14 protein-coding genes are annotated in these 17,444 nt (G+C 69.4%); 10 read left to right on the top strand and 4 right to left on the bottom strand.

Annotation, left to right across the window (positions count from 1 at the left end; all coding sequences use genetic code 11):
- Nucleotides 1-26: 26 nt before the first annotated feature.
- From ACWCOV_RS25180 to ACWCOV_RS25190, 3 genes are all read right to left on the bottom strand, one after another.
- A complete protein-coding gene (locus tag ACWCOV_RS25180; protein WP_449831753.1) occupies nt 27-2,216 on the bottom strand; it encodes a hypothetical protein in 2,190 nt (729 codons plus the stop codon).
- Between the two features lie 29 nt (nt 2,217-2,245).
- On the bottom strand, nt 2,246-2,560 hold the full coding sequence (locus ACWCOV_RS25185; RefSeq protein WP_449831754.1) for a hypothetical protein: 315 nt from the start codon (nt 2,558-2,560) through the stop codon (nt 2,246-2,248).
- A 74-nt stretch (nt 2,561-2,634) separates the two neighbouring features.
- The gene (locus tag ACWCOV_RS25190) at nt 2,635-3,438 is read right to left on the bottom strand and encodes a hydroxypyruvate isomerase family protein (protein WP_449831755.1); all 804 of its coding nucleotides are present in this window, start codon (nt 3,436-3,438) and stop codon (nt 2,635-2,637) included.
- A gap of 76 nt (nt 3,439-3,514) precedes the next feature.
- Between ACWCOV_RS25190 and ACWCOV_RS25195 the strand changes: the two genes are divergently transcribed.
- From ACWCOV_RS25195 to ACWCOV_RS25230, 8 genes are read left to right on the top strand one after another with little or no spacing between them, the layout of a single operon-like run.
- Entirely contained in the window at nt 3,515-5,617 is a 2,103-nt protein-coding gene (locus ACWCOV_RS25195) for an alpha-amylase family protein (protein WP_449831756.1), read from the top strand.
- Nucleotides 5,614-6,462 (top strand): 2-hydroxy-3-oxopropionate reductase, encoded by an 849-nt coding sequence (locus tag ACWCOV_RS25200; RefSeq protein ID WP_449831757.1) that lies wholly within the window; start codon nt 5,614-5,616, stop codon nt 6,460-6,462. The genes ACWCOV_RS25195 and ACWCOV_RS25200 overlap by 4 nt, the downstream gene beginning before the upstream one ends.
- Complete coding sequence (locus ACWCOV_RS25205; RefSeq protein ID WP_449831758.1) at nt 6,459-8,273, top strand: alpha-amylase family protein; 1,815 nt, start codon at nt 6,459-6,461, stop codon at nt 8,271-8,273. Before ACWCOV_RS25200 ends, ACWCOV_RS25205 begins: the two co-directional genes overlap by 4 nt.
- Nucleotides 8,274-8,283: 10 nt before the next feature.
- Nucleotides 8,284-9,582 carry an ABC transporter substrate-binding protein gene (locus ACWCOV_RS25210; RefSeq protein ID WP_449831759.1) on the top strand — a complete coding sequence of 433 codons (1,299 nt, stop codon included), beginning with the start codon at nt 8,284-8,286 and terminating at the stop codon, nt 9,580-9,582.
- Entirely contained in the window at nt 9,582-10,481 is a 900-nt protein-coding gene (locus ACWCOV_RS25215) for a carbohydrate ABC transporter permease (RefSeq protein ID WP_449831760.1), read from the top strand. Before ACWCOV_RS25210 ends, ACWCOV_RS25215 begins: the two co-directional genes overlap by 1 nt.
- Nucleotides 10,481-11,305: a carbohydrate ABC transporter permease gene (locus ACWCOV_RS25220; protein ID WP_449831761.1), complete on the top strand. Its 825-nt coding sequence runs from the start codon at nt 10,481-10,483 to the stop codon at nt 11,303-11,305. The genes ACWCOV_RS25215 and ACWCOV_RS25220 overlap by 1 nt, the downstream gene beginning before the upstream one ends.
- Entirely contained in the window at nt 11,302-12,219 is a 918-nt protein-coding gene (locus ACWCOV_RS25225) for a D-2-hydroxyacid dehydrogenase (protein ID WP_449831762.1), read from the top strand. Before ACWCOV_RS25220 ends, ACWCOV_RS25225 begins: the two co-directional genes overlap by 4 nt.
- 49 nt (nt 12,220-12,268) lie before the next feature.
- On the top strand, nt 12,269-12,934 hold the full coding sequence (locus tag ACWCOV_RS25230) for a GntR family transcriptional regulator (RefSeq protein ID WP_449831763.1): 666 nt from the start codon (nt 12,269-12,271) through the stop codon (nt 12,932-12,934).
- Here ACWCOV_RS25230 and ACWCOV_RS25235 read toward each other — a convergent pair.
- A complete protein-coding gene (locus ACWCOV_RS25235) occupies nt 12,931-14,469 on the bottom strand; it encodes a PucR family transcriptional regulator (RefSeq protein ID WP_449831764.1) in 1,539 nt (512 codons plus the stop codon). The genes ACWCOV_RS25230 and ACWCOV_RS25235 overlap by 4 nt on opposite strands.
- Nucleotides 14,470-14,579: 110 nt before the next feature.
- Here ACWCOV_RS25235 and ACWCOV_RS25240 point away from each other — a divergent pair, with 110 nt between their 5' ends.
- Together ACWCOV_RS25240 and ACWCOV_RS25245 are read left to right on the top strand one after the other, a co-directional pair.
- The gene (locus tag ACWCOV_RS25240) at nt 14,580-16,082 is read left to right on the top strand and encodes a CoA-acylating methylmalonate-semialdehyde dehydrogenase (RefSeq protein WP_449831765.1); all 1,503 of its coding nucleotides are present in this window, start codon (nt 14,580-14,582) and stop codon (nt 16,080-16,082) included.
- Entirely contained in the window at nt 16,075-17,409 is a 1,335-nt protein-coding gene (locus ACWCOV_RS25245) for an aminotransferase class III-fold pyridoxal phosphate-dependent enzyme (RefSeq protein WP_449831766.1), read from the top strand. Before ACWCOV_RS25240 ends, ACWCOV_RS25245 begins: the two co-directional genes overlap by 8 nt.
- Nucleotides 17,410-17,444: the final 35 nt, after the last annotated feature.

The following is a 17,444-nucleotide window of genomic DNA, read 5'->3' on the forward strand; positions in this document are numbered from 1 at the left end:
TGGCAACTACGCACCCGTGGTGCGCGCTAGCGACCGGTCTTCTTGGCCGTCTTGCGGGCGGGCGCCTTCTTGGCCGGGGCGCGGCGGGTCCGCTTGGCGGTCGAGCCGGCGATGTCGGTGCCGCGGTCGGGCAGCAGGCCGGCGAAGGCTTCGGCGACTCGTGAGGACGGGCCGGCATCGGCGGCCCGGGCTTCCGGCCCGGCTCCGCCACCGGCCAGGGCGGTCAGCCGCTCGACCGCTTCGGTGAGGTGGTAGGCGTTGCCGCCGAGGGCGACCCACTTGCCGACCTCCGGGTTCATCGCCAGCGCGGCGTCCCGGTTCTCGGCGTCGTTGGTGGGATGGTCCACCCACAGCTCGACCTGTCCGGCGACGCCGACCGGGACGCCCGCGGTCGACCAGGTCACCGCCACGGTGACGAGGTGCCGGCCGGGCCGGTCGAGGGCGAACCCGGCGGTGCTCCAGAACAGCCGGTAGCTCGCCGTCAGCCGTCCGCCAGGGGCGAGTGGTGCGAGCCGAACGGTCTCGCACTCGATCACGAACGGCCGGACGGGGCGCTCGCCGCCGCGGTCGCCGGTGACGGTCAGGGTGGCGAACAGCCCTTCCAGCCGGACGTCGTTGGGCACGATGAGCTCCGCGTCCGAAGTGTTGGTCAGCGTCCAGGTCACCGTGACCGGTGCACCGAAGGCGGCTCGTTCGGTGTCGACGGTGACCTCGAGCGACAGCTCGGACGCGTCGAACAGTTCCCGGTCACCGGCTTGCGGCGCGCCGGACGGGAACCAGCTGGCGAACGGCCAGCCGCCTGGCCTGATCACCGGGTCCGGCATGTGGGCGAGGTGGTTGCGGACGGTCGGGTTGAAGCCGAGGTTGATCTGGTCCGGGAACACCCCGGGCGCGCCGGTGGTGGGTCCGCCGAGAACGTCGGCGACGCTCGGGGTGGTGGTCATGATCGAGTTGTCCGCCGACGTCTCGCTCTCCTGGTGGATCTGGTTGAACGCGTGGGTGACCTCGTGGCTGGCCGACCGGAGGTACGCGCGCGGAACGTCCCGCTGCATCTCGTCCTCGGCATCCCCGAAGTTGCTGGAGTGCGAAGCCGGATAGCCGTCGTCGGAGAAGCTCGCCGACCCTTCCCGGGGTACGTCGATCTGGTCGTACATCACGCCCCGGGAACACCCCATCGCGGCCGGCACCACGATCAGATGGGTCCGCCACTCGGCGTCCAGATTCGTGGAAGCCTTGCGAACCGTCGTCATCAGGTTGTGCAGGTCGGCACTCGACCAGCAGGCGTTCGGGTCGACGCCGCCGGGCACCCCCACGTCGATCTGGTCCTCCTCGACGGTGAGCTCCCAGCGGGCGCCGGCGAAGACGCTGTCGAAGTACTCGCTGCCGGTCCCCGACGGGTGCGGGACCGGGGCCGGCGCGACCGCTCCGGTCAGTACGTCGATCTCCAGGACGGCCCGGCGCAGGTACGACGAGACCCACGTCAGCGTGATCGATCCGCGGTCAACGGTCCCCTGGAACACGCGGCCCTGGTAGCTGGGGCCGCCGAAGACCGGGTGGGGGAAGCTCGGGCTGCTTCGATGCAGGACGAAGCGCAGGCTGCGGCTCGCGGACGCGGGGAAGGAACCCTCGTGTGATCCGGCGGCCGGGTGGGTGTAGTCGAACTGGTCGACGTCGATGGTGAGCCGGCAGGGACGATTCCCGAGCGTGAACGCGGGCGCCGAGAGCCGGGTGCCGCTCAGGTAGGAGTGATAGCGATGCCTGGGATGGATGGGAATCCTGCGGACCGGCAGCAGTTCGAACGGCAGGCCGCCGCGACTCAGCGATGCCGCGACGGATCCGCCCTGCCCGGGCGCGGGGTTCGCGACGGGCTGGACGACCCACGGCGGTGCGCCGGTGTAGAGGTCGCCGCTCACGATGACGCCGTCCGGCCCGGCATCAGGCGCGCCGCGGTCCACCCGGAGCGTGCCCACCAGCGGCCGGGCCGGGCCCTTGGGCTTGAACGTCACCGCGTAGCAGCCGTCCTTGAACCCGAGGTTGCACGGCTTGACGGCGATCGGTGGCAGCTCCGGCGGACCGGACGGCGGGAACGGACCTGGATCCGGCCCCGGAATCGGCGGTGCGTCGGGGTCCGGTTGCTCGGACTCGAACGCGATCGGCACGGCGAGCGGGACGCCGGGCAGCTCGACAGCGCCGGACAGTTCGTCACCAGTGGACATCTTTCTCCCCCTTGGAACTGGACCCAGGACTACGGCGGGGGAGAGGTCAGGCGCTCGTACACGACCTCACACCCCTGCGGGTCGGTGAAGGTGAAGCGCTGCGGCGTGACCTCGACGGCGTACTCGACCAGTTCGTCGGTCGCCGTGCTCAGGACCAGGGTCCGGTCGTCGGCGAGTCGATAGGTCCCCGCGTCCCACCAGATCATTCCCTGATCGCGACCACGGACGCCGCGGTACGTCGCGGTGACGAAGGTGAGCTCGGCCGGATACCGCCCGGCGCACTCAGCAGTGGACAGCCGTCGCCACTGGCCTTGTAAATAAGGCAGTCCAGACGCCCCCGGCATGATTCCCCCTCGGCATTCTCATGCTCCCCCAACGATCGACGCCCAGCGTGACCTCGTCAAGGCGCTGCGCGAGCTCAATCGAGCCAGCTGAGGCTCGAGGTGGTGTCGGTGGTGGGTTTGTACTCGCAGGCGACCAGGCCCTGGTAGCCGGCGGTCTTCAGGGCGTCCAGGGTCTGAGTGAGCGGGAGGGCGCCGGAGCCTGGTTCGCCGCGGCCGGGGGAGTCGGCCAGTTGGACGTGGGCCAGGCCGGCGCCCAGGGCGGTGGCGGTCTCTACGAGGTCGACGCCGTTGCTGCCCAGGTGGAAGGTGTCGAAGAGCAGCGAGACGTTGTCGACGTCCTGCAACGGTCCGTGCAGGATCGCGAGTACGTCGTCGGCGGTGAGCAGGGGATAGTTGCCGTTCAGCCCTTTGGTGAGCGGCTCGAGCAGGACGGTCCCGCCGAGGTGGCCGACGGCTGCTGCGGCTGAGCGGATGGCATCGACCGCCGTGTCGGCCTGCAGCGACGGCGGCCAGCGGTCGTCGAGTTGGCCGTAGAGCAGGTTGAAGAGCCGGCACCCGGTGCGCTCGGCGATGGCGACCACGGCCCGCACGTTGGCGGCCAACTGGTCCTGCCGGTCGGGATGTGAGGCCACACCACGTTCGCCGGCCGGCATGTCTCCGCCGTAGAAGTTCAGCGCGCTCAGCGTCACCCCCGCCGCCTCGACCGACCGCACAAGTGAGTCGAGCTCGGCCGCCGACGGATCGGGTACGGCGAACGGCCACCACGACTCGACCGTCGTGAAACCGGCCTGCGCGGCGGCCGCGAACCGCTCCGGATAGGGCAGCTCGGTGAACAGCATCGAGACGTTCGCACTCAGCTGATGTCCGCGGTACTCCACGTGAGGAGCCTAACACCAGCTCTTGCCAGGCGTGCAATCTTGTCTGACAATCGTCCAACCCGGCGATGGAGGTGCAATGCACACAGAGTCCGACCACCAGGCGACCAGAACGACGGGCAAGCGCAGTCCGGACTGGCCGTCGGAGGCGACCCGATGGGCGCAGATCACGCTGGCCGAGGACGATCCGCTGCACTTCGACGCCGACTTCTGGCTGGACCTGATGCGCAGCAGCCGGTCCAACGCGACCTGCATCAGCGCGGGCGGGTACATCGCCTACTACCCGACCCAGCTCGAGTACCACCACCGCAGCAAGTACCTCGCCGACACCGACCCGTTCGGCACCCTGGTCGACGGCGCCCGCAGCCTCGGGATGAGCGTGATGGCCCGCGTCGACCCGCACGCGGTGCACGCGGACGCGGCGGCCGCCCATCCGGAGTGGCTCGCTCGCGACCAGGACGGCAACCCGCTCGAGCACTGGGCGCATCCCGACATCTGGCTGACGTGCGCGTTCACGTCGTACCACCGGGAGTTCATCACCGAGGTGGCGCGCGAGATCGTCCGCGAGTACGACGTGGACGCGATCTTCGCGAACCGGTGGGAGGGGTACTACGGCATCTCGTACAGCGAGGCCGCCCGCCGGTCGTTCCGCGACGACACCGGTCTGGAGCTTCCGGTCGCCGAGCAGGCCGAGGGCTGGCACGAGTACGTCGGCTGGCGGCGCCGGCGGCTGAGTGAGCTGGTCGGGATCTGGGACCAGGCAGTCCGCGACATCCGCCCGCACGCGCGGTTCATCCCGAACCTCGGCGCCCTGGCCGCCCGTGATCTCGACCGCGGGCTGGCCGAGCGGCTCTACCCGATCTTCATCATCGACAAGCAGGGCCGGTCCGGGATCGAGGCGCCGTGGGGCGCCGGCCGCAACGGCAAGCGCAACCGCGGCGTCTTCCCCGACCGCCCGGTCCGCCTGATCACGTCTGTGGGTCCGGAACATCACCAGTACCGCTGGAAGGACTCGGTCGCACCGGGCGAGGAAGTGAAGACGTGGATCGTCGACGGCTTCGCCCAGGGCGCGTTGCCGTGGTTCACCAAGTTCAACGCGAGTGTGCCGGACCGGCGCTGGGTCGAGCCGATCGTCGAGGCGTTCACCCTGCACGCGAAAGTCGAGCCGGTGCTGAAGGATCTACGGATCACGGCCGAGGTCGCGCTGCTCGACCCGACCCGCGCCGGCCAGCTCCGCAACGACCACCGTGGTGACCACGAGGACGGCTTCTACCACGCGCTGGTCGAGGCGCGGGTGCCGTTCGAGTTCATCTCCGACCAGGTCCTGTCCGCCGACCGGCTCCGCCCGTTCAAGGTCGTCGTCCTCGCGAACGCCGAGCAGCTCAGCGACGAGCAGTGCGCCGTACTCGAGGAGTACGTCGACAACGGCGGGTCACTCGTGGCTGCGTACGAGACCTCCCTGTACGACGAACGCGGTCGGGCGCGCGACGACTTCGGCCTCGGCGAGGTGCTCGGGATCCGGCTGACCGAGTCGAGCCGCGCGGTGAAGAACAACTACATCGCGCTGATGGACTCGCACCCGCTGAACGAGGGCTTCGAGGGCGCGAGCCGGATCATCGGTGGGACCCGCATCCTCGGCGTCGAGGCCGATGCCGTCGCGATCGCGCCGTTCCGGTTCATCCCGGACTTCCCGGACCTGCCCATGGAGGAGGTCTACCAGCGCGAGGCGCCCGACCGGCCGGCGGTGATCTGCACGGAGAACGCCGACGGCGGCCGGACCGTGTACTTCCCGTTCAACCTCGGCGCGATCTTCTGGGAGGCGCTGCAGGCCGACCACGGCCGGCTGATCGCGAACGCGGTCGGCTGGGCGCTCGGCAAGACGCCCGAGGTGACCGTCGACGGCGCCGGGCTGCTCGATGTCGCCGTCCACCAGGGAGACACGAGCGTGGCTGTTGCCTTGGTCAACCTCACGAACCCGATGGCGATGCGCGGCCCGATCCGCGAGACCCTTCCGCTGCCGCCGCAGACGGTGTCGGTCGCCGTACCCACGGATCGGGTGACGGCGCGGCTGCTCGTGGCCGGCGTGGACGTCGAGCCGACGGTTGCCGATGGCCGGGCCGAGGTGGTCATCCCGACGGCGGGGCTGCTCGAGATCGTGCACGTCGATTGGAGCGCCTCATGAAGATCGGCTTCGTCGGACTGGGCGTGATGGGGCGGCCGATGGCCGAGCACCTGATCGCCGCCGGCCACGAGCTCTCGGTCTACCGCGGCCGGACCGATGTCGACGCGTACCGCTGCCAGTCCGGAGCGGAGGCCGCCGAGCGGTCCGACGTGGTGATCCTGATGGTGCCGGACACCCCGGACGTCGAGGACGCGTTGTTCGGCGCCGACGGTGTGGCGCAAGGGTTGCGGCCGGGGTCGCTGGTGATCGACATGAGCTCGATCTCGCCGACCGCGACCCAGGGGTTCGCGCTGCGGATCGAGAAGCAGGGCTCCGACTACCTCGACGCGCCGGTGTCCGGGGGCGAGGTCGGCGCCCGGGACGCGACGCTGACGATCATGGCCGGCGGGCGGCCGGAGGTGTTCGAGCGGGCCCGGCCGATCTTCGAGACGCTCGGCAAGAACATCACGCTGATCGGCGCGGTCGGCGCCGGCCAGACCGCGAAGGTCGCGAACCAGATCGTCGTCGGGCTGACGATCGAGGCGGTCGCCGAGGCTCTGATGTTCGCGCAGGCGGCCGGCGCGGATCCGGCGGTCGTCCGGGAGGCCCTGATGGGTGGCTTCGCGAGCTCACGCGTCCTCGAGCTGCACGGCGAGCGGATGGTCCGGGAGACGTTCGAACCGGGCTTCCGGATTCGCCTGCACCGCAAGGATCTCGGCCTCGCCGTCCAGGCCGCGGCCGACCTCGACCTGGCGCTGCCGAACACGGCCGCGACCCAGCAGCTGATGAACGCGGCCGTCGCGGACGGCGACGGCGACCTGGACCACTCGGCGCTCTACAAGACGCTGCGAAGGGGACGCCCATGAGGCTGTGGTGGCATGAACCCTTCCGGATGTTCCAGACCAACCTGCGCGAGATCGACGCCGGCCTCGACGTCGAGAAGGTGCTGGACTACCTGGTGGAGTTCGGCGCCGACACCTGGCTGCTGAGCGTCGGCGGGATCTTGTCGAACTACCCGACCGACCTCGACTTCCAGACCCGCAACCCCCACCTCGCCGAGCGTCCGTCCGGCGACCTGGTCGGCGACGCGGTGAAGGCCGCGGCGCGGCGGGGGGTCCGGGTGATGGGCCGGATGGACTTCTCCAAGATCGACCATCGCCGCGCCGAGGCCCATCCCGACTGGTGCTTCGTCGCGCCGACCGGCGAGGCTCAGGTCTACAACGGTCTGACGAGTGTCTGCCCGAGCGGCGACTACTACCAGCTGCGGCTGTTCGACGTACTCGACGAGGTGCTCGACCGCTATCCGCTGGACGGCTTCTTCTGCAACTGGATGTCGTTCAACGAGGTCGACTACAGCCGCCGCTACTGGGGTGTCTGCCACTGCGTGAACTGCGCGCAGAGGTACGGCAAACCGCTCCCGGAGGGCAAGGAGTCACCCGGGTACGGCGAATGGCAGCAGTTCTCGAAGGACGTGCTGGCCGACCTGACCACACGGATCCGGGACCATCTCGCCGCCCGGCGACCCGAGGCGCCGCTGGTGCTCGGCGACCAGGCCGACATCGTCTTCCACGAGGCGAACAACGCGATCGGCCGGCCGCTGTGGCACCACCGGACGAGCGAGAGCGTGAGCGCGGCGAAGACCTACCGGCCGAGTGTGCCCGTGCTGACCAACTCGGTCGGGTTCGTGGACATGCCGTACCGAATGGCGAGCGAGGACCCGAACCACTTCGCGCAGTACTTGCTCCAGGCAATCGCCCGCGGCGCGAACCCGTCCACGTACATCATGGGCACGCCGTCCGACAGTCCTTACGCGTGCCTGACGGTCGCCGGCGAGCTGACCCGGTTCCACCGGGACCACACCGAGGTCTACACCGACCTCGTCCCCGCCGCCGAGACCCTGCTGGTCCGCGACAACTCCGCTGAGTTTCAAGGGCTGTACCTGTCGTTGCTCCAACGGCACGTGCCGTTCGACGTTCTTCCGCAGGACCGGCTCGGCGACGTCGACCTGAGTCGTTACCGGGTGGTCGTGCTGCCGGACCTCGGTGACGTCGACCTCGGCGGCTACGAGGGCGGCGTGGTTGCCACGGGCAACACTACGGTCGACGGAGTACGGCGGATCGCGAGCTACGACACGGAGGAGTCGACGCGGTCGCTGCACCTGGAGGGTGGCATCCCGGTGTTCGGCGCCTTCCACGTGGTCGAGACGGCTGCCGAGGCCGGCCTGCGTGCCTTGTCGAGAGCGCCGTACGGGCCGCCGGAGAAGTGTCACGGGCACGTCCAGCTCGAGCATCCCGGGGTCGTTCGGCAGGGCAACGTGGTGCTGCTGCCGTGGACCGTCGGGCGGTCGTACCGCGAGGTCGGGCTGAGTGTGCACCGCGACCTCTTCGTCGACGAGGTGGTGAGAGCCGGTGGTCCGCGGGTGCAGACGGACCTGCCGGAGCAGGTGGAGATCGTGCTCGGCCGGTCCGCGGCCGGGTTCGTCGTACACCTGCTGAACAGATCGGGGGACACCGACCAGCGATTCGCGCCGCCTGTGCGAATCGGTCCGGCCGAGCTCCGGCTCCCGGACGGCGTACGCGACGTACGAGCCCTGCGTTCGGCTGAGCGGCTACCGGTGACCGACGGGCGCGTCCGGCTACCGGAAATCGGGTTGTTCGAAGTACTGGTCTGTGTGTGAGGAGAGCGTCATGGATCGACGAGGATTTCTCAAGCTCGCGCTGGCGACGGGCACCGCGACCGGGGTGGTGGCCGGGTGCAGCGGTAGTGGTGGCGGGGCGTCGGGTGGTGGCGGCAACGTCACGCTGCGGTACGCGTGGTGGGGCAACAGCATCCGGCAGCAGAACTACACCAAGGCGCTGAAGCAGTTCAGCACGGCGAACCCGTCGATCACGATCGAGCCGGAGTTCGCCGACTACACCGCCTTCCAGGAGCGGATGACGACGCAGATCGCGGCCCGCGACGTGCCGGACATCTTCTGGATCGCGTCACCGCAGGTGCTGACGTACCACAAGAGCAAGCTGTACCGGAAGCTGGACGACCTGCCGACGTTCAGGTGGGACGACTACAGCAAGGAAGACCTGGAGACGTTCAAGCTGGCCGGCGAGCTGAACACGTTGCCGTTCGCCATCTTCACACCCGTGATCCGCTACAACGAGACCGTCGCGCAGGCCGACGGTGTGACCATCCCGGCCGAGGGACCCGGCTGGACCTGGGACAGCCTCGCCGACCTGCTGGTTGCCTACAGCAAGAACAACCCGGGCAAGCGGAAGGGCGTGCCGTACGCGCCCGACCACGACCTGACCTTCGAGGCGTGGCTGCGGCAGCGGGGCGAGCAGCTGTGGACCGAGGACGGGCAGGTCGGGTTCACCGTGGACGGACTGGGCAGCTGGCTCGACTGGTGGGAGAAGCTGCGCAAGGCCGGTGCCGCGCTGTCGCTCAGCGAGCAGGAGGGGATGGGTCCGGACTGGGCGCAGGTCGGGAAGAAGGTGCTGGTCAACTTCGGCAACTCCAATCACATCATCGACGACGCGAAGATGTTCCCGAAGGAGCGCTTCCGGCTGCGCGCGGCCCCGATCGCGCCGACCGCGGTGGACGGGCACAAGTACCTGTACTTCCCGCGGATGGCGATCTACCAGCGCATCGACGACGCCAACCTCGAGGCGGCCGGCAAGGTGCTCGACTACAACGTCAACAACCCGGAGATGCTGAAGACGGTCCGGCTGACGATGGGCGCCCCGACCAACCCGAACGTCGCCGAGCAGGCCCAGGAGTTCGCCAGCCAGGACGAGAAGGAGATGCTCGCCCTGGTCGCGAAGGAGCGCGCCGCGCAGCGCAAGCCGCGCTACGAGGCGCCGCCCGGGTCGAGCACGTGGCGTACGGCGACCGGCCGCGTCTGCGAGGAGATCGCGCTGGGCAGGACCACGGTGCCGGACGGCGCGAAGAAGCTGGTGGACGAGATCGCGGCCGGTATCAAGAGAGCTCAGTGATGAGCCGGAAGCCCACCTTCCACCTGAACCGGCAGGGCCGGGCTGCGCACGTGTTCCTGATCCCGTGGCAGCTCGGTTTCCTGCTGATCACCGCCGTACCGCTGTTCGCGTCGCTGTACCTGGCGTTCACCGACTACGACATCCTGAACCCGCCGGAGTGGTCCGGGCTGGAGAACTTCCAGCGGATGGTCCACGACGAGCAGTTCTGGGCGTCGGTCCGGGTGACGCTGGTCTACGTCGTGGTGTCCGTCCCGCTGCAGCTCGGGTTCGCGCTGCTGCTGGCGCTGATCCTCGACCGCGGGCTGAGCGGCCTGGCGTTCTACCGCAGCGCGTTCTACCTGCCGTCGCTGCTCGGGTCGAGTGTCGCGATCGCGATCCTGTGGCGGGAGATCTTCGGTGACGACGGGCTGATCAACAAGGGCCTGGCGCTGATCGGGATCCAGGGCGAGAGCTGGCTGCAGAACCCGAGTACGGCGCTGGCGACGCTGATCGTGCTGAACGTGTGGACGTTCGGCTCGCCGATGGTGATCTTCCTGGCCGGGCTGCGGCAGATCCCGGACGAGCTCTACGAGGCGGCCCGGGTGGACGGCGCCGGGGTGGTCAAGCAGTTCCTGCACCTCACGGTGCCGCTGCTGACGCCGATCATCTTCTTCAACCTGATCCTGCAGACGATCGGGGCGTTCCAGACCTTCACCCAGGCGCACATCATCAGCGGCGGCACCGGGGGACCGGCCAACTCGACGCTGTTCTACACGCTGTACGTGTACCAGCAGGGGTTCGTCGCGTTCGACATGGGCTACGCGTCCGCCCTGGCCTGGGTGCTGATGGTCGCGATCGCCGCGATCACCGCGCTGCACTTCCTGATCTCGAAGTACTGGGTCTTCTACGGAGACAGCTGATGGCCAGAACCTCTGTGCTGAAGCACACCGGGCTGCTGGTGTTCGTCGCGCTCATGGTCTATCCGCTGGTCTGGATGGTGGTGAGCGCGTTCAAGCCGGCCGAGCAGATCCTGACCGAGCCGGGCCTGATCCCGCGGGACATGACGTTCGACAACTTCAAGGACGGCTGGCACGCGCTGAACCGGCCGTTCTCGGTGTTCTTCGCGAACTCGCTGCTGGTCACCATCGGGTCGATCGTGGGCAACCTCTTCTCCTGCGCGCTGACCGCGTACGCGCTGGCCCGGTTGCAGTTCCGGATGCGGAACGTGTACTTCGCGATCACGCTGGCCTCGGTGATGCTGCCGTTCCACGTGCTGGTGATCCCGCAGTACATCTTCTTCTCCCAGTTCGGCCTGGTGAACACCTACTGGCCGCTGCTGATCCCGAAGTTCCTGGCCACCGACGCGTTCTTCGTCTTCTTGATGGTGCAGTTCATCCGGACGCTGCCGCGCGAGCTCGACCGGGCCGCCTGGATCGACGGCGCCGGCCCGTTCCTGACCTTCTGGTACGTCGTCCTGCCGCTGATGCGGCCCGCCTTGGTGACGACCACGATCTTCACCTTCATCTGGACCTGGAACGACTTCTTCGTACCGTTGATCTACCTGACCAGGACCCAGGTGTTCACCGTCCCGGTGGCGCTGAACTCCATGGTCGACTCCGAGACCCAGAGTGGGGTGGGCATGCTGTTCGCCATGTCGTTGCTGTCGCTGATCCCGATCCTGATCTTCTTCGCGCTGGCTCAGAAGCACCTGATCCGCGGCATCGCCACCACGGGGCTGAAGTGATCGTCGTCGTGGTCGGCAGGCAGCCGGCCCGCTACCAGGAGACCGCCCCGGACGTGGACTTCCGGTTCGTCGGCACCCTCGACGACGCCGCGGACGTCTTCGGCGAGATGGAGGCAGTCATCGGCCGGGTCCGGCCGGACGTGCTGGCGAAGGCGCCCCGGCTGCGCTGGGTGCACAGCCCGTCGGCGGGCGTCGACGCCGATCTGACGCCCGAGATGCTGGCGGCGCCGGTCGTGCTCACCTCGTCGGCGGGGAACGGCGGGATCTCGCTGGCCGAGCACTCGATCCTGCTGATGCTCATGCTCGACCGTGACGTGCCGCGCTGGATGCGGGCGCAGGCCGACCGCCGCTGGGACCACTACCGGCACGGCGAGCTGGGCGGGCGCACCCTTGGCATCTACGGTCTCGGGAACTCCGGGATCGACCTCGCCCGGAAGGCGAAGGCCTTCCACATGCGGGTTCTCGGCGTACGGCGCCGCCCGGAGCAGCCATCGCCGTACGTCGATCAGGTCTGCGGGCTCGAGGAGATGCTGGCCGAGTCGGACTTCGTGGTGGTCACAGCGCCGCGGACGCCGTCGACGGCCGGGGTCTTCGACCGGGACGCGTTCGCGCGGATGAAGGAAACGGCGTACTTCATCTGCATCTCGCGCGGCGGGATCGCGGACGACGACGCGCTGCTGGAGGCCTTGCAGAGCGGGCAGATCGCGGGCGCCGGGCTGGACGCGCACGGCGTGGAGCCGCTGCCGGCCGACAGCCCGTTCTGGTCGCTGCCGAACGTCATCGTGACACCGCACAACGGCGCGACCAGCCACGGTACGGCGCGCCGCGGAGAGGAGATCGTGCTGGAGAACCTGCGCCGGTTCGTCGCCGGTGAGCCGCTGCGCAACGTGGTCGACAAGGCTGCCGGATACTGAGTGAGTTGACCAGTACACTTGCCAGACATTTCGTGGTAAAGGGGGTGCCGTGGGTACCGAAGCCGGCCTGGAGCTCGGTCCGTCCTCGCTGACCGATGCGATGTACGAATCCGTCCGCAAGCGCATCGTGAACGGCGACATCCCGCAGGGGGAGAAGCTCACCGAGGTCCGCCTCGCCACCGAGTACAAGGTGGCGAGGCCGACCGCGAAGGCGGTGCTCGAGCGGCTGACCGCGCTCGGCCTGCTGCGTCGTACGGCGCACAAGACCGCCGTCGTCCCGGTGCTGGACCAGGACGAGATCCGCGACCTGTTCTTCAGCCGGGTGACGATCGAGCGGGCCGCGGTGTCCACGCTCGCCGAGACCGGCGAGGTCCCGCCGGCCGCGGCGCGGGCGCAGGTCGCGATCGAGTACGCGGCCCGCGATCACGTGTTCGAGAACCAGGTCGAGGCCGACATCGCGTTCCACACCGCGCTGGTGGCGGCGGTCGGCAGCCGGCGGTTGTCCCGGATGCACGAGCTCATCATCGGCGAGGTGCACCTCACGATGGGCCAGTACCAGGCGCATCGCACCGCGGAACCGTCCACGGTCGCCTCCGAGCACGCGGCCATCCTCAAGGCGATCCAGGACGGCGACCCGGCCGGCGCTGCCGAGCACCTCGCCTACCACTTGGAGCAGGCTCAGGGCCGCCTGCTCAACTCGCTGCCCAAGGACTAGTGGGCTCGTAGCTCGTCTGCGACCAGGGCGACGTGCAAGGACACCCGGATGTCCGGGTCGTCCAGGTCGACGCCGAGCACCTGCTCGGCCTTGGCCAGGCGGTCGTAGAAGACCGGCCGGGAGATGTGCAGACTCGCGGCGGCGTCGGACTTGCTCGTCGGGTGATCGACGAGCGCGCGGACGGCGTCGAGCAGGCCGTTCTCCTTGAGCGGGCCGAGCTCGCGCGCGACGAACAGGCGTAGCCGCTCGTCGTCCCCGAGCAGGGTGATCAGGCCACGCAGGTGCACATCCTCCAGGCGATGCACCACTCGCTCCGAGGCGTCCGCCCGGACGGACTCGACCACCTGCTGAGCCTCTTTGAGTGTGCGATCCAACTCAGCCGTCCTGGCCGTCGGTCGGCCGGCGCCGATCGCGACCGAGTGACGACGAGCGACGCTCGCGGCGAGGTTGTCGGCCACGCGGTCGGGGTTCGCGGTCGCCGTACAGGAGAGCAACACGCGGACGTCGCGGTCGATCTCGCAGACGAGGGCCGGAACCTTGAGCTCGTAGGCCGCGTGCACCACGGCGGCGAGCACGTCCTGCGCGTCAGCTCGAGGCCGAACCGTCAACCCGATGAACTGACGCTTGGTCAGCGGTACGCCGGACAGCTCGCACCGGCGCAGTACCTCCCGATCGGTCGGGTCCGCGAGCAGGCCGAGCAGCAATTCATGGTGGACACGGCGGACCAGGCTGTCACGGTGCCTGTCGTGCAGCCGGTGCATGGCCAGTGCCGCCGCGGCGCGTTCGGTCAGGGCGATCAGGCGCTGCGACGGGCGCGCCGGTGCTTGGACGACGAGCCGTCCCCAACCGCGGTCGCGCTTGCCCAGCCGAGTCACGAGCCACCCAGCACGTTCGTCCCACCCGGTCCGGCCGTCGACCTGCACACCCCGCGACCGCGCGGCCCAGTCGGCCAGGAACTCGTCGGCGTCGCCCGGCCCCGACCGGTAGTCGAGGATCTGGTGCTGCTCGCTCTCCAGTACGACGGCCGACCCGGCGAGCCGCTGGACGGCCTCGAGGATCTCCCGCGGACCGGCCTCCGCGATGCTCAGCTCGGTGAAGGTCTCGTGCACCCGGTGCGTCTCGCGCAGCTCCTGCAGTTGCTCGTCCACGATGCGTTCGCCGACCGCCTGAGTGATGGCGGCGAACCGCACTTCGCGGTGCAGCGCGACCAGCGGCAGTCCGACGGCCTCGCAAGCGTCGACCAGCCCGGCGGGCACCTGCTGCCAGCGACGGCCCAGCTCGATCACCAGGCCGGCGGCCTCGCTCTCGCCGAGGCTGGCCGCGAAGTCCCGCAGCTCCTCGGGGCTGTCGGGCAGCGCGATGCCGGTGCTGAGGAGGAGGTCGCCGCCGCGCAGCAGTGGCGCGATGTCGGCGATCTCGCCCGCGTGGACCCAGCGGACCTCGCGGTCGAGCCCGGCCGCGCCGGCCAGGACCTCGGGCTGCGCGCCACGCAGCACCGGCATGTCGAGGACCTGTGCAACAGTCGGGATCGCCATCTGTCACCTCCGACAGATCGTCGGGTATTGACGAAGAATCCTACATTCTGCAGCGGCTGACGCGGGTCGGTGGCGGTGACCATGAGGGCTTACCCCGAAGGAGCTGCCTCATGACCTCAACCATCACGCACTGGGCCGACGGCGCCGGGTACGACGGCACGTCGCACCTGTGGGCCGATGTCACCAACCCGGCCACCGGCCGCGTCTCCGGTCGCGTCGCGCTCGCGAGTGACCGCGACGCCCGCTTCGTCATCGACTCCGCCAAGAAGGCCTTCGAGTCCTGGGCGTCCACCTCGCTGGCCCGCCGTACCCAGATCCTGTTCGCGTTCCGCGAGCTGCTGAACAGCCGCAAGGACGAGCTGGCGACGCTGATCACGGCCGAGCACGGCAAGGTGCACTCGGATGCGCTGGGCGAGGTCTCGCGTGGTCAGGAGGTCGTGGAGTTCGCCTGCGGGATCGCGCACCTGCTCAAGGGCGCCCAGTCCGGCAACGCGTCGACCGGGGTCGACGTGCACTCCCGACGGGATCCGCTCGGCGTGGTGGGCATCATCAGCCCGTTCAACTTCCCGGCCATGGTGCCGATGTGGTTCTTCCCGATCGCGATCGCCGCGGGCAACACCGTCGTACTGAAGCCGAGTGAGAAGGACCCGTCGGCGGCGCTGTGGATCGCGAACCTGTGGAAGGAGGCCGGGCTGCCCGACGGCGTGTTCAACGTGCTGCAGGGTGACAAGGTCGCGGTCGACGCGCTGCTGCAGAGCCCGGACGTCGCGGCGATCAGCTTCGTCGGCTCGACGCCGATCGCGGAGTACGTCTACGAGGAGGCCAGCCGGCACGGCAAGCGCGTGCAGGCGCTCGGCGGCGCCAAGAACCACATGGTCGTGCTGCCGGACGCCGACCTCGACCTGGCCGCGGACGCCGCGGTCAACGCCGGGTACGGCAGCGCGGGGGAGCGGTGCATGGCGATCAGCGTGCTGGTCGCGGTCGAGCCGATCGCCGACGACCTGGTCGCCCGGATCGCCGAGCGGACCCGGACCCTGCGCACCGGCGACGGCACGGGCGACGTCGACATGGGTCCGCTGGTCACCAAGGCGCACCGCGACCGCGTGGCCGGGTTCGTCGACTCCGGTGAGCGGGCCGGCGCCAAGCTCGTGATCGACGGCCGCGAGGTGCGGGCCGAGGGCGAGCGGGACGGCTTCTGGCTCGGCCCGACGCTGTTCGACCACGTGACACCGGAGATGGACATCTACCGCGAGGAGATTTTCGGCCCGGTGCTGTCGGTCGTCCGGGTCTCGTCGTACGACGAAGCCGTTGCCCTGATCAACGACAACCAGTACGGCAACGGGACCGCGGTGTTCACCAACGACGGCGGCGCCGCCCGCCGGTTCGAGAACGACGTCCAGGTCGGGATGATCGGCGTCAACGTGCCGATCCCGGTGCCGGTCGCCTACTACTCCTTCGGTGGCTGGAAGCGGTCGCTGTTCGGCGACACCCACGCGCACGGCGCCGAGGGCGTGCACTTCTTCACCCGCGCGAAGGTCGTCACCTCGCGCTGGATCAACCCGGCCGCCCGCCCGGCGGGTGGCCTCGAGCTGGGGTTCCCGCAGAATGTCTGACCGCACCTACGACCTCGACCGCCAGCACGTCTTCCACTCCTGGTCCGCGCAGGCGAACCTCGACCCGATGGTGATCACCAAGGCGGCCGGCTCCTACGTCTGGGACGGGCAGGGGAACCGGCTGCTGGACTTCACCTCGCAGCTCGTCTACACCAACCTCGGCCACCAGCACCCGCGGATCGTCAAAGCGATCCAGGAGCAGGCCGCCACCTTGTGCACGGTGGCTCCCGCGTACGCGAACAGCGCCCGGTCCGAGGCCGCGCGGCTGATCGCGTCGCACACCCCGGGTGACCTCGACCGGATCTTCTTCACCAACGGCGGCGCTGACGCCAACGAGCACGCGATCCGGATGGCCCGGCTGCACACCGGCCGGCACAAGGTGCTGTCGACGTACCGCTCGTACCACGGCGGCACCCAGTTGGCCGTCAACGTCACCGGCGACCCACGCCGGTGGCCGAACGACAACGGCTCCACCGGCACCGTCCACTTCTTCGGGCCGTTCCTGTACCGCAGCGCCTTCTCGGCCACCACCGAGGAGGAGGAACGCGACCGCGCGCTGGCGCACCTCGAGCAGGTCGTCACGCTCGAGGGACCAGGGACGATCGCGGCGATCGTGCTCGAGTCGATCCCCGGTACGGCGGGCATCATGATCCCGCCACCTGGCTACCTCCAGGGCGTGCGGGAACTGTGCGACCGGCACGGGATCATGCTGATCGCCGACGAGGTGATGGCCGGCTTCGGCCGGGCCGGCAAGTGGTTCGCGATCGAGCACGCCGAGGTCGTCCCGGACCTGCTCACCTTCGCCAAGGGCGTCAACTCCGGCTACGTGCCGTTGGGCGGGGTCGCGATCAGCGATCCGATCTACCGGACGTTCGCCGACCGGCCGTATCCGGGCGGCCTCACCTACTCCGGTCATCCGCTCGCGTGTGCGGCCGCGGTCGCCACGATCGAGACGATGGAGGACGACCGGATCGTCGAGCACGCTGCGGCGCTCGGCGAGGACGTGCTCGGGCCAGGGCTACGTGAGCTCGCGGCCAGGCACGAGTGGATCGGTGAGGTCCGGGGGACAGGTGTGTTCTGGGCGCTGGAGCTCGTGTCCGACCGCGCGACGCGTGAGCCGCTGGCGCCGTACGGCGGAAGCAGCCCGCAGCTCGCCGCCATCGTCGCCGGGTGTCAGCGCCGAGGCCTGTTACCGTTCGCGAACTTCAATCGGGTGCACGTCGTGCCGCCGCTGACGATCACTGCCGCAGAGGCGCGCGAGGGCCTGGAGATTCTCGGCCAAGCTCTCACCGAGGCGGCTCAGAAAGTGCCAACTGTGAACTGTTGACACTTGCTCCTGACCGAGGCGCACGGCGCGGCCGG

The sequence above is a fragment of the Kribbella sp. NPDC002412 genome (genome assembly GCF_053592935.1).

What these genes read in the sequence shown, in the direction of transcription:
- ACWCOV_RS25210 (WP_449831759.1), top strand. Translation starts at nt 8,284, where the DNA reads ATGGATCGACGAGGATTTCTCAAGCTCGCGCTGGCGACGGGCACCGCG.
- ACWCOV_RS25245 (WP_449831766.1), top strand. Translation starts at nt 16,075, where the DNA reads ATGTCTGACCGCACCTACGACCTCGACCGCCAGCACGTCTTCCACTCC.
- ACWCOV_RS25185 (WP_449831754.1), bottom strand. Translation starts at nt 2,560, where the DNA reads ATGCCGGGGGCGTCTGGACTGCCTTATTTACAAGGCCAGTGGCGACGG.
- ACWCOV_RS25205 (WP_449831758.1), top strand. Translation starts at nt 6,459, where the DNA reads ATGAGGCTGTGGTGGCATGAACCCTTCCGGATGTTCCAGACCAACCTG.
- ACWCOV_RS25195 (WP_449831756.1), top strand. Translation starts at nt 3,515, where the DNA reads ATGCACACAGAGTCCGACCACCAGGCGACCAGAACGACGGGCAAGCGC.
- ACWCOV_RS25240 (WP_449831765.1), top strand. Translation starts at nt 14,580, where the DNA reads ATGACCTCAACCATCACGCACTGGGCCGACGGCGCCGGGTACGACGGC.
- ACWCOV_RS25200 (WP_449831757.1), top strand. Translation starts at nt 5,614, where the DNA reads ATGAAGATCGGCTTCGTCGGACTGGGCGTGATGGGGCGGCCGATGGCC.
- ACWCOV_RS25220 (WP_449831761.1), top strand. Translation starts at nt 10,481, where the DNA reads ATGGCCAGAACCTCTGTGCTGAAGCACACCGGGCTGCTGGTGTTCGTC.
- ACWCOV_RS25215 (WP_449831760.1), top strand. Translation starts at nt 9,582, where the DNA reads ATGAGCCGGAAGCCCACCTTCCACCTGAACCGGCAGGGCCGGGCTGCG.
- ACWCOV_RS25180 (WP_449831753.1), bottom strand. Translation starts at nt 2,216, where the DNA reads ATGTCCACTGGTGACGAACTGTCCGGCGCTGTCGAGCTGCCCGGCGTC.
- ACWCOV_RS25235 (WP_449831764.1), bottom strand. Translation starts at nt 14,469, where the DNA reads ATGGCGATCCCGACTGTTGCACAGGTCCTCGACATGCCGGTGCTGCGT.